The sequence below is a fragment of the Streptomyces sp. JLBG701 genome, assembly GCF_058544905.1.
This window is the reverse complement of record NZ_CM178588.1, coordinates 32,716-44,795: the sequence shown is the minus strand read 5'-3', so window position 1 is coordinate 44,795 and position 12,080 is coordinate 32,716. Positions and strand designations below refer to the sequence as shown.

Sequence of the window (12,080 nt, the reverse complement as noted above, 5' to 3'; positions counted from 1 at the left end):
TCGCCAGTAGCTTGTGTCATCTGGCATCCCTAACTTCATTGCACTCGAGGTGGTTTCGAGCCCGACACTCTGCTGTGCAGAAGTAAATTACTGGTTCGCGTGAGCAAAGTTCAAGGGGTTTGTGAGGCAGTTGCAAAGCTGCGACATTCGGCTGCGGGGCCTGATGCGGTGTCACAGCTCGGTCCAGGGCTGAGGCTGGCCGCCGCCAGCCAGTGGCACCCACACGTCAGAGGTGGGGCCGCACTCCTCCAGGTCCTCCAGGACGACGGCCCCCAGCGGCACCTCGCGGGCCAGGCTGGCCACGAGCGGATGATGGGCGACCATGGCCTTGAGGTCGCTGATCCGGTTGTCCATCGCCTGGCGCCCAGCGCCGGTCAGTACGAAGAGGACGCGGGGGAACACCGGGTACCAGCGCAGCCAGCCGGGCCCGTCGGCCTGCCGGCGTCGGCCGATCGGCTGCGGCTCGTACGTCCACAGCCTCGCGTACTCGATCAGCTTCGCCGCGAGACGTTCGCTGCTCATGGTGGCGCGGTCGACTTCGACGAACGCCCGCAGTTTGCGGCGCTGTTGGCCCTCAGCGAGGGTGTAGTGCATGACCGCGTCAGCGACGACCCTCTCTCCGTCGCCGATCGCATGGAACACCTCGGGCGTCCAGTCCAGGTGACCGTGCTCGTCGCCGCGGCGGCGAGCATCCGCGACGAAGACGAGGTGTGTACGCAGGACGGTGAGGGTGTGCGGGGTCTTGAGCGAGGCGGCCGTGGCCGAGGTGATCGGATACGGCGGACAGCCGCGCAGCGCGGGCCAGTCCCGCGTCAGGCGGGCGCCCTTCGGCGTGAGGTACCAGACCCGGGTGCGATGGGACTGCGGCAGCACGACGAAATCGACCAGGCGCGCGCCGAGCAGATCGTTCAGCTGCTCGGAGACCGACTGGCGGGAGCGGTCGGGCCGCAGCAGAACGTGCAGCTGGTGGGTGGAGGCCATGCGGTGCTGGGCGAGCGTGGCCAGGAGCTGATGTTTGAGGGGCTCGGCGGGGCTGGGCGTGAAGCCCGCCGCCGAACGGCCCGTGGGCTGGGCAGCGGTCAGTTCCATTCGTTTTCCTTCGACAGGCGCTCAGCGGCGGCGCCGGCAGGTGCATGTGCGGCGAGGAAGGCAGCGACGCGGCCGAGCTGCTGTGCGGCGCGGTCGGTGAGCTGGCCCCGAGGGAGAGCTTGGGCGTTCGCCAGGGCGGCCCGTTCCAGCGCGGGGACTTCCTGCGGGCGGGCCTGGGCGGCGAAGACGTCGTCGAGATGGGGCCCGCGCAGCTGGATGGGCCCGACACGGCGGCCGTGCACGTTCATGGAGACGTAGTGCTCGAAGCGGTCCATGGTGGCCACGCGGTCGGGGCTGGGGTTGTCGCCCCACTCGGCGGTGATCGACGCGATCGCCGCCTTGGACCCGGCGGTGGTGGCCAGTGTGGAGGCGTTCTGGACCACGGACAGCCGCACCGGAGTGGGAAGCCGGGACAGGAGCTGCGTCATGCCGTGGATGTGGCACCTGTACTTGCGCAGATCCTCGAACATCGCGGCGATGGTCTCCGGGGCCGCGCCGGTCAGGGTGATCAGTTCGTCGAAGTACGGGCGGAACGGCACCCGTACGTCCTCCGGGGTGTCGCGCCGCGAGCGGGCGGCACGCAGCAGGTCCCGGGCGAGCAGCGCGGTCAGGAGACGGTCGGTGGGCCCGTTGCCGCCGGGGCAGACCCACACGATCATCCGGTTGTCCATCGCCGCCCGGATGTTGTAGACGCCGACCGGCTGGCCGAGGAAGGCGCGGGTGACCGGGTTGGCGGCCAGCCGGGCGATCGGGTTGAGGACGACGGCGAACGCGTCGGGCGGCAGAGTCGGGAACACCACCTGCCACCACGCGCGGGTCTCCTCATCCAGCCCGTCCGCGACTGCGGTGAGTGCGGCCTTGCGGAAGCCGGCGTCGGTGATCAGGGCCCGTACGTGGAAGATCGTGGCCTGGTCCTCGGGCTGGCCGGCCTGGCAGGCAGCCTCGTTGACCGCGACCAGGACGGTGAGCGCGGCGGTGAGGATGGTGAGTGCGCGCGGAGCGGTCGCGTCGTCCCAGGCCAGTGCCGAGGCGTAGGCATCGGCGATTGCTTCAACGACCTCGTGCGCCGTCTGCCCGTGGTGTAAGCCGAGCGGATTCCACGAGCTCACCCGCGGGTTGGGACCCAACCCGTTGAGGTCGATCAGCGCGATCCGTGGCATCAGGTGATCATGTGCGAGGAAGGTGGTGGCCCGCGGCCACGAGTCGCGGTGCGGGTCGACGAAGACCAGACCTCCGCCCGCGTGCGCCCAGCCGATCGCCTGTGCCAGGGCGCGTTCGGTCTTGCCTCCGCCCGCCTTGCCGACCCCGACCTCGAACAAGGTCTCCTCGGCGTAGGTGGCGACCAGCCGGTCCCGGCCGTCTGGGCCCCGGTAGATGCCCTGCAGCAGCAACTCGCTCTCGCCGAAGGCGAAGGTGGGCAGGTCCCCGGCGAGCACCGGCAGACGGCAGTTGACGGTTGGGGGCTTGAGCAGGCCGCTCAGCTCTTCCAACCTCACCCAGTTCGCGCGGGGCGGCTGACAGTGCCCCAGATCCCAGCGGCGCTCGAAACCGTGACGGGTGGGCCAGCGGTCGGCACCGATCCGCCACGGCCCCAGCCGCCAGCCGCGCATCGCCCACCGGGAGCGCCCGCCGAACACGTCGAACGCGGCCTGGAGTTGGGCGAGGCGGGCCTGGGCGCGGCCCTCCGTGTTCGAGGCGCACATCACCAGCAGCTGGACCCGGACCAGGTGGTCGTCATCGGCGAGCTTGCCCAGCGCCTCGGCTGGCTCCACCCGGCGGGGCACCGGCGGCATCACCAGCCGCCGCCCGGCGCCCGATCCGGGCTTGTCAGTGAGCAACTGCTGCAGCTGCCAGCCCAGGGAGTCCTCGATACCGCTGGCGTCCTGCCGCAGCCAGCGCGCGGCCCGCTGGGCCTCCCGGCGCTCGGAGCGGCGCGCGGCGCCCATCAGCTGCAGGCGGCGCGCCCGCAGCGTCCACTTCGGGGCGCGCTGGATGTCGAGCCGTATCTCGGCGAGGTCGCCGAGCTCGGCGCGCAGGTCGGACACGGCGTCGACCAGCGGCTGGAGCGGATCAGGGGTGAGCGGAACCTCACGCAGCGGAGCGGTGAGCTTGCCGCGCAGGATGAACTCGGCCCGCACGGTGTGTGTCCGCGGCTCATCCACGATCGGCCTCACCCGGTTGACGGTGACGTCCGGTCCGAACGGCGTGATGGACAGCAGCCGTTCACCGCCCGCCGGCCCCTCGATGCGGTAGCGCAGCGGCGCACTGCCGTCCGCGCGCAGCCGGATCTGCACGGCCTTCGCCCGACGGGGCGCCCACCAGGGCATGGCCGTGGAGGCGCGGGCTAGCTGGACACCGCGCCTAAAGAGCTCCTCCAGACTCGGGTCGAAGTGCCGGTTAGGGAGTAGCTCCAGGGCCATCCGCTCGGCTGAGGCGCGAGCGGCGAGCCGACGCGCGACCAGCTCGCCCAAGCCCCAGCTCGTGGCGATGGCCAGAGCGAGTAGATACCAGTGGTCGTAGAGCCAGCCTGCGGCGTCGACCAGGCCGGTGACCAGGCCGAGTACCTGCCCGGCAGCTGTCTCGGCGGCGCGGTCCGTCAGGTACGGGGCTGCGGCGTCCATGGCGCTGCTCCCTTCTTGATGGCGCGGGTGAACTGCCAGTCGGTGATGCGGAGGTCGGTGAAGGTGCCGCCGCGGTCCATGCCGGCCCACACCAGATGGACCACCGCCTTGCCGGGGCTGCCCTCTTGGCGGGCGATCGCGGCCTGGATGCGGAAGCGCGCGGTGGCGAACGCAGGGGCCACCGCCTGACCCGAGCCGGGGAAAACGTCTGGCCACTGCGCGCGGCCGATTCCGGTGGCGTCCGCGCGTAGCAGCGCGCGACCGGCGGTGAGCAACTCCCGTTCGTCGACGGCAGCAAGGTCGGCGGGCCAGGCTGCCTCCAGGGACCGCTGGACAGCCTGGTCGCCGACCACACCCTCGCCATGCGGTGGCAGAGCGGAATCGACGGCCGGCAGGGTCGATAGGCCGACCGCCTTGGCGGGCGTCGCGGCGACGGTCGTCTCGCCCGCAGGCGGTGCACCGGCCACCGATGACGGATTCGTAGGCGAGTGAGCGGTCGACGACGTCGCCGGGGCCGGCTGCTCCTGACCATTCGGTATGCCCAGCAGGGCGATGCCCGCGACGGCGAGCATGACGGTGCTCAGCAACAGCAGACGCGGTGAGCGCGGGGTCGGGGTCACAGCAGCCGTGCTCCCCCCGCATAGCCGGACATCGTGTTGACGGCGTCCAGGCGCACGACGGTGCCCGGGCGGGGGGCGTTGACCATCTGTCCGCTGCCCAGGTAGATCCCGACGTGATAGATCGTGGAATCGCGTCCGGGTGCGGTGGCGAAGAAGACCAGGTCACCGGGCTTGAGCGCGAGCGTGCCGAGGCCGGCTGGGATCCGCTGGCCGGCTCCGGCCTGGGAGGCCGCGATGCGCGGCAGGCTGATACCGGCCTTCGCGTACGCGTACTGCGTTAGCCCGGAGCAGTCGAAGCCCTTGATGTTCGCGCCGCTGGAACCGCCGGGCGAGCAGCAGAACCCGTAGGCCTTGCCGCCCGCGTTGCCGCCGCCCCACGAGTACGGGACTCCCCGCTGGGAGAGTGCGGCCTCAATGACGGTGCGGATTTTGCCCGTGACGTTCGTCAGGTCCGGGTCCTTGGCGGCCGCCGTGTACTGGTCGATCCAGCCGAGCACGTTGGCGAGGTATTCGTTCGAGTTGTTGTAATGCAGGATCGCGTCCTTCAGCTGCGAACGCTGCGTCAGGTCACGGCCGTTGCCGCACAGGTAGATCGCGGCGCCGATCGCGGCGTCGTCGGCATTGTGCGGGTCGGCGATCTTGTCCCCGTTGACGTCCTCGCTGACGCTCTCCCAGGTGGAGGGGAGGAACTGGAAGGGACCGACAGCCCGCTCCCCGTTGGCGGTGCCGTCCCACTTGCCTCCATCGGTGTCCGGCAAAACGGTGGTGTTGCCGCCCGCCCCGGAGCCGTTGAGGAGCACTCCGTAGATCTTGGGACGGATGTCGCCGTTGTCGGCGATGTTCCGGCCGACGGCATGTTGGGACTCGACTTTGGCGATCCCGGCGAGGATCGGCCAGCGCATGCCCTGGCACTGCGGCACGTACTTCCCGACCCGCCGGACAGCCTCCTTGTACGCGGTCAGCATCCGTGTCGGTATCTCCGCGGCGCTGCCGCCCCCGGCGATCCCTCCGCCGTCCTGTGCACCCGCCTTCAACGCGACGTAAGCACTGATCGCGTTCCCCGCCGGTGCGGCGCAGCTCACGGCGGCGGACAGCAGCAGCACCACCACACACACCCACCGCGTCATGCGGCGCCGGGCCGTCCTCACTCGTCCTCACCGTCCTGGCTCTGGCGCAGCCGCTCCTCTTCGAAGTGATCCCGTTCCCGCCGCCGGGCCTGCTCCTGGCGCAGGTGTTCGGCATCAGCCGAGGTCCGCCGCAGCAACTCCTGGAAGCGGGCTCGTGCCTGGTCACGGGTGCGGCTGGAAGCGCCTCCGCCGCCGGGAAAGATCGGCCTGGACCTGTCCGGTGCCGGGCTGACCGGACGCCGGGGCGCATCGCCTCCGAGCCGTGCCGGGGACGTCGGCGGGGCGCTCGGGGGAGGGCTGGCCGAGGCCGGCGACGCGGACGCGCTTGGCCGTGGCGCGGCCGTCGACCGAGTGGGCCGAGCGGGGGCAGAGGGCGGTGTGGCTGTGGTCGGCAGGCGACGGCTGACGAAGGAGCCCGTCCCGCCGTTGTCGTCCGTGTGGTCTCGAATCACCTGGGACACATGTCGTCTGGTGTCGGCCCAGGCGCGGTTGTCTTCGCGGATGGTGTTGCCCCACACGCGCACCTGCTGGCGGGCGTCCTGGGTGTAGTGCGAACCGCCTTCCCGGGCCCGGCGCACAGTGGTCGGCAGCGCTAGCGTCGCTCCGTAGGCGGTTCGGCCTGCGCGGTTCAGGATGCGGTAGCCGCGGAAACGCACCAGCCGGTTGTGGGCGCGCGTGGACAGCAGGGTGCGGTCGGTGTTCTGGTCGTGCAGTACCTGGCCGGTGTCGCGGTCGACGATCTGGCCCTGCTCGTTGCGGTAGCGGTCGGGTGGGCCTCCGGGCTGACGTGGCCCCGTGCCGCCCGAGCCGTCGCCACCGTCCGACGGGCCGCCTGTGTCCGGGTCGCCGTCGGCGGTGGGCTTGCGCCACTTGGCCAGCTGTTCGCTGTCGGGGCGGCGGCCGATCAGCAGCCAGTGCGCGCCCTTCCCGCCGAGCCGGGCGCCCAGTCCGCCGACGGCTGCGGCGGCGGTGAGCGGGGCGAGACCGCGTCCTGCCTCAGCAGCGGCGTCGGCGAGGAGTCCGCCGGTGTCCACTGGCATGCCCGCGCCGTCGAGCAAGGAGCTGAGCGCGCCCATCAGGCGCTGGCGGGTGCCGAGCATCCCGTACCGGCCACCACCGCCCGCGAAGGCACGCAGTCCACCGGCGTAAGCGCCCATCGCGGCGGGGGAGTTCATGGCGAGGGCGGCGCCGAGTTCGGAGGTGTCGCCGGGCATGTGGGTGCCGCCGACTTTGGCGTAGCGCATCCGCATCGCCATGCGATGGCCGAAGGAGGTGATGCCGGTCAGCAGGCGGCGGTGCCCGGCCGCGCCGGCGATGGCGAGCACGTCGATCAGGAGGATCCGTTCGACCATCAGGTCGGGGCCGTTGGTGATGGTGGCGTCCACGGCGATGCCGAAGAAGGGTACGAACGCGCACACCCCGACCATGCCGAGGATCGAGATCCCCCAGATCGACAGCCACTTCCACACCGACTGACGGGCCGGCCCGGGCAGCATGCCCGCAACGAAGGTGACCCCGCCGGCGGCCGCGGCCGCCGCGCAGATGCCCTGGGTGCCCAGCAGGACGATCGCGGAGGACAGCAGCATGCCGCAGATGAACAGGGCGGCGATCAGCAGCAGGGCGGCGCCGCCGACCCGCCACCAGGTGGGCTTTTCGGCATAGTCGGCACACGACTTGCCGACCGGGCCGGCCCTGTTCAGGTCGTCGAGGAAGGCGTTGAACTCCTGGTCCTGTTCGTTGACGACCGCCTGGGCGGCATCCAGCAACTGCCCGCCCGGTGTGAGAGCGGGCAGATCATCGTCGGCGCTGGTGGACGAACCGCTGTCACGCTCGCAGTACTTCTTGGCCGGGCCGTAGATCTTGTCGCAGGGATCGTTGTCCTGGTCCTCGTCGCCGTCATCAGTGCCCGCCTTGTAGCCCCCGGTGATCCACTTCAGGTGGACCGCGTACGCCTTGCGGTCGGATGCCTTCGCCGGGTCGAGGATGCGCCCGTACTGAAGCAGCATGTACGGCTTGACGACCAGCGCGTTGGTGATCGAGTCCTGGAGGGGGCGGTCCACGTCCGTGGAGGAGACCGGGGCTTCGGATTCGCGCTCCAGGCACTTGAGTTCGGCGTTGCCGGCCAGGCCGGCGCACGGGTCCAGGCTGGCGAGCTTGCCGCCCCAGTTGTAGGAGTTGACGCTCTCCTTGGCGACCTCGGCGGCTACCTGCTGGGTCTGTCCCAGCGGGCCGTCCTGGGCGAGGAGGTAGTCGGGGCGTACGAACGCGGACGCGGCGAATGCCGCGATCAGCAGGGTCAGGAAGATTTCACCCAGACCGCGGCCCACCCGGCCGCGCACAATCATGAATCCGGCGAAGACGAACGCCCAGGCCAGCAGCAGCCCCTTGAGGCCGAGGGTGTCGACGACCACGTTGTTGTAGGCGTCGGCGACCTTCTGAGCGGGGCGGATGAGGATCTTCAGCAGCGGGAAGCGGAAGGCGACCTCGATTGCCCAGCCCGCGAGCCCGACTAGGAGCCGGATGAGGGTGAACAGGCCGGACAGGGCGAAGGCGAGGGCCTGGGATTTGAAGTCGATGACGGAGCCGCCTGCGGCATTCAACTCGTAGCCGTTGATGGCCACGCCCTCGGAAGAGGTGATGTTCAGCGGGGCGAGGAGGTCTCCGGTCTCGCTGTTGCTGCTGGCCGCGTACACGACCTGGGTGTTGACCATGAGGAACACGCCCGTGAGCAGCAGGACGGTGCCGGCCGAGCGGAGGGTACTGCGGTCTGTACGCCACATGTTCAGCGCCGCCCTTGCTGCCTGGTGCTGCGGCGGCGCCACACCGCGAGGGCGGCCAGGCCCGCGCCGACTACCGCGAGCCTCCACGCAGCACCGGCAGCGCTTGGCCGCGCGGCAGTAGCGGACGATGTGGTGTCGCGTTCGCAGTACGCCTTGGCGGGTCCCACGATCAGGTCGCACGGGTCCTCGTGCGCGACCGGTGAACCGGTGGCGAAGGCCTGCCCGGTGTGCGGCCACCACGCTTCCGGCACGCTCACCCCGAGGGCGAGGATGACCGCGCCGACAACGACGGCGATCACGGTGAGGGCACTCGCGGCCGTGGCGACGCGCCGGGAGCGGTCCCAGGACGAAGTGGTCATCGGACGTGTCCCTTCGGACGGGCATCCACGGCCTGACCGGGGCCAGGTACGGAGGGCGGGGCGGCGCTCGTGCGGCGTCCTGGCGTGGTGGTGATGGAAGTCGTGATGCGATCGATGCGGGGGATGGAGACCTTGAGGCGGCCGGTGTTCTGCCGCGGGCAGGTGAGCAGGAACTCGCCTTCGCGGCCGCGTTGTCCGACGGGGGACAGGCCGGTGGTCACCAGCCGCAGCAGCTCCGGGTCGTTCGGGTCGAGGCCGACGAACTCCAGGCCGCGGCGGGCGCGTTCGCGGCTCGTGGTACGGGCAAGCGCGCGGTAGGCCATCAGGCCGCGGTCGGGGCCGAGTTCTTCGGCGTCGTGTGAGCCCGCCAGGAGCCCGGCGCCGTGCTTGCGGCCGTCGTGGAGGATCTCGTGAACCAGGGCGGTGCCCTCGGCCGACGAGGTCAGCCAGTACAACTCGTCCAGGACGACCTGGGTGAACCGCTCGGGGTCCTCGAACGCGGTCTGCCGGGCGATCGCGGCGATCAGGTAGAGCACCGCGCGGCCGATCAGAGCTTCCAGCGGCTGCTGGTGCAGGACCTCCGGCTTGTCGAACGCGGCCTTCGGCGGCAGCTTCAGCCCGGTCGTGGTGATCACGATCATGTCGGTGCTGCCGGAGGCGTCCAGCCGTACCGGCGGCAGCGTCGGGTCGAAGACCATCGCCGCCAGGGAGTTGGTGGCAACGACACGGATGAGGCCGGCAAGGGTCGCAGCCGCGTCCCGCCGCTTGCCCGCCTCGCTCGTCGCCATCTCCTCAAGGGCCTCAAAGACACGGTGCATGGACGGCTGAGGGCCGGCCGCCGCCTGCTCGACGGCGTGGTGGAGGACCTCACCGTTGGTGCTCATCGGGCCGATCCCGAGCTGCAGGGTGAGGTAGGACAGGGCGTAATGGCGGCCTTCGGGGCCGGTGAACATCCGCAGCGGGTCGATGGACACTTCGGCCTGGGCGGCGTCGATGATCTGGACGCGGCCCTTTGCCGCGGTGCGGGCAAAGGTGGCCCACTCACGAACGGGGGTACGGTCGATGCAGATCGCGCAGCCGCCGCGCGCCCACACCGCCTCCGCGATCAGTTTCTGCAGGACGCTCTTGCCCGCGCCGAGATCCCCGACGATGCCCATCGAGGCGGACGCGTCGACCTTGGGCGCGTCCGCCACGTTGATCATCACGGGGCGGGTGGTGCCGCTGTCCAGGTCGATGCCGAGGAACATCCCGTTCGGGTCGCCGACCTCGCCCACGGTGAAGGCACCGCCCAGCGCCCAGTCTTCGGAGATCTGGTGCTGGGTGAACTCCCGTACCACACCGGGCCGCACCGTGCCGGGCAGGCCCAGGGTGAAGAGGGTTTCCTGCAGGCCGGCCGGGCGTACGGCGCGGTAGTCGGCGCCGCCGAGCAGGGCGGCCAGGGCGCGGGCCCGGGCGTCGCAGACGGCGGCGGTCGGGCCCCACACCGTCAGGACGGTGACGGACTGGACCTCGACTTCCACGCTGGTGCGGGAGAGGCGGGCGTCCAGCTCGCCGAGGTCGCGGGCGGCCTCGGTGAGCGAGGCGGGCATGCCGGTGGGGCGGGCGTCGTACTGGTCGGCCTGGTCGATGAGTTCGTTTTTCTTGCGCCGGATCTGGTCGCGGGCCTTGTCCGCGGGCACAAGGGTGAGGTCGACGGTGTAGTCGACGGGAAAGTCGAGCAGCTCCAGCTGGGCGAACAGGTTGGCTGAGTCCTGGCTGACGGCGGGCGGGCACTCGGCCAGCGCCAACTGCGCCTGGTAACCCACTCCGGAGTCGGACTCGACCTGCAGCCAGCGCCGCCCGAGCGGCGAGCCGGTATTCAGCCGCCACCAGGCCTTGCGGCCCGACCTTGTGATCCGGCCCGCGCTCCCCAGATCGTCGACGTCGTCGAGCTCGGGGTCGAGGCCACCTTCCTGCAGGCGGACTTGGCCGAGGTCGGCGTAGCTGGGGGAGCGTAGTATGCCCTCGTGGATCTGCCCGCCGTACAGAGAGCTGGTCTCGGCTTCCGCCAGCAGCGGCTCGTCGAGGCCGCGGTGGAGGGCGTGCTGGATCATCCACACGATTTCCGCCGGGCGGGCGGGGCGGAAGGCGATGCCGCCGGCGAGGGCGGCTTCCACGCGGGAGGCCTGCTCGCGGTAGAGGCTCACCTCGCGCCGTGCCACGGGCACCGGCCGTATGCCGAGCATCGGCGCGATCTCGGCCCACGCCGAGCCGAGGGACGCTGCCATCTGCAGGCCGGCGGTCTCGGTCTGCAGCGGCACGGCGAGCCACAGGGTCCGGCGGTGCATCTCCTGGTCGTCCAGCAGATCCAGGGTCGCCTCGACGTTTTCCACCCACGGGTGCGCTCCCGTGCCCGGTACTTCGTCGGCCGGCTCGATGCCCTCGATCATCCGCAGGGCGATCTCGCCGGGATCGACCTGGGCGCACAGCCCGAACAACCGCGGTGCTCCGGACAGGGACCGCACCAAATGCGCGATCTTGGCGAGCTGTTCGTCGCGGACCGCGGCGGGCACGTACGTGCCCCGGACGGTCTCCTCCTGCTGTCCCTGCGCGTCCGGGCCCGGGTGAAGCCGGTAAAGGGCCCACACGCTGCCGTACGTCGACCAGACCAGGTGCCCGGCGATGTGGCGGATCGGCACCCTCACCGCACACCCCCAGCCTGCTCAGCGAGCGCGAGCAGTTGTTGCACACCCGACACCGGCCCCACCACCGCGGGAACGGCCAGCTCCGTACGGCGGCGTGTTGACGAGCGAGTTGCGGCCGGGCTGGGGTGCGACTCCCGGCTGGTGCGCTGCCGGGGCGTACGAGACGGTGTGGCTGCCGGATCGGGGCCGGGAGTGTCCTCGATGGTGAAGCCGCCGAACAGCGGGTGGGGAGCACGGTCGCGGGCGGCGCGCCCGCCGATCCGGCCTCCCTGTGGCTGCCGGCCCAGCAGCATCCAGCCCAGCACGGCCTGTATCGGGGCCCGTCCGCGGATCTTCGGCCGGCGCACGGCCCAGATCGTCAGCAGCCAGGCCACGATCGGGATCGGCCCCAGCATCGACCACCAGCTGATGGTCTTGAGCAGGAGGAGGCCGCCGATGACGGCGGCCGCGATCTGCGTGGGTGTGTACGGGCCGAGGGGGATCTTCCAGTCCGCGACCTTCCCCAGCACCCAGGGATGGCGGCGGGCCGCGGTGTAGAAGCGTCCCACCCGCCCGGCGGCGGCCGCGCTCATTAGAGGACCATCCCTTCTGCAGCCCTCACGAGTAGGGTTGTGACCTCTCGGTCCCGGTGGGTGCATGGCTTGCCGCGCGAGCTGCTCGACGGCCACTGTGAGTTGTGCCAGCCCCGCCGGGCCGAGGCCGTCTGATCGGCATCAGGGACACGCCCCGCAGAGGGCCGATTAATGAGCTCCCGGCAGACGTCCTCACCACCGGGCAGGTGCTTCGCGCACGACACAGAG

At 70.9% G+C, this 12,080-nt stretch carries 8 protein-coding genes; all 8 read right to left on the bottom strand.

Annotation, left to right across the window (positions count from 1 at the left end):
- Positions 1 to 171: 171 nt before the first annotated feature.
- Genes AC5DRG_RS00245 through AC5DRG_RS00210 form a run of 8 tightly spaced genes read right to left on the bottom strand, consistent with a single transcriptional unit; the run spans position 172 to position 11,852 of the window.
- Positions 172 to 1,089 (bottom strand): replication-relaxation family protein, encoded by a 918-nt coding sequence (locus tag AC5DRG_RS00245; RefSeq protein ID WP_491807234.1) that lies wholly within the window; start codon positions 1,087 to 1,089, stop codon positions 172 to 174.
- Positions 1,080 to 3,710, bottom strand: a complete 2,631-nt coding sequence (locus tag AC5DRG_RS00240; protein WP_491807233.1) for an ATP/GTP-binding protein — start codon at positions 3,708 to 3,710, stop codon at positions 1,080 to 1,082. The genes AC5DRG_RS00245 and AC5DRG_RS00240 overlap by 10 nt, the downstream gene beginning before the upstream one ends.
- On the bottom strand, positions 3,686 to 4,330 hold the full coding sequence (locus AC5DRG_RS00235) for a hypothetical protein (protein ID WP_491807232.1): 645 nt from the start codon (positions 4,328 to 4,330) through the stop codon (positions 3,686 to 3,688). Before AC5DRG_RS00235 ends, AC5DRG_RS00240 begins: the two co-directional genes overlap by 25 nt.
- Positions 4,327 to 5,457 carry a C40 family peptidase gene (locus AC5DRG_RS00230; protein ID WP_491807231.1) on the bottom strand — a complete coding sequence of 377 codons (1,131 nt, stop codon included), beginning with the start codon at positions 5,455 to 5,457 and terminating at the stop codon, positions 4,327 to 4,329. The genes AC5DRG_RS00235 and AC5DRG_RS00230 overlap by 4 nt, the downstream gene beginning before the upstream one ends.
- 17 nt (positions 5,458 to 5,474) lie before the next feature.
- Complete coding sequence (locus AC5DRG_RS00225; protein WP_491807230.1) at positions 5,475 to 8,237, bottom strand: hypothetical protein; 2,763 nt, start codon at positions 8,235 to 8,237, stop codon at positions 5,475 to 5,477.
- A gap of 2 nt (positions 8,238 to 8,239) precedes the next feature.
- Positions 8,240 to 8,596, bottom strand: a complete 357-nt coding sequence (locus AC5DRG_RS00220) for a hypothetical protein (RefSeq protein WP_491807229.1) — start codon at positions 8,594 to 8,596, stop codon at positions 8,240 to 8,242.
- The gene (locus AC5DRG_RS00215; RefSeq protein WP_491807228.1) at positions 8,593 to 11,280 is read right to left on the bottom strand and encodes an ATP-binding protein; all 2,688 of its coding nucleotides are present in this window, start codon (positions 11,278 to 11,280) and stop codon (positions 8,593 to 8,595) included. The genes AC5DRG_RS00220 and AC5DRG_RS00215 overlap by 4 nt, the downstream gene beginning before the upstream one ends.
- Complete coding sequence (locus tag AC5DRG_RS00210) at positions 11,277 to 11,852, bottom strand: hypothetical protein (RefSeq protein ID WP_491807227.1); 576 nt, start codon at positions 11,850 to 11,852, stop codon at positions 11,277 to 11,279. Before AC5DRG_RS00210 ends, AC5DRG_RS00215 begins: the two co-directional genes overlap by 4 nt.
- Between the last annotated feature and the right edge of the window lie 228 nt (positions 11,853 to 12,080).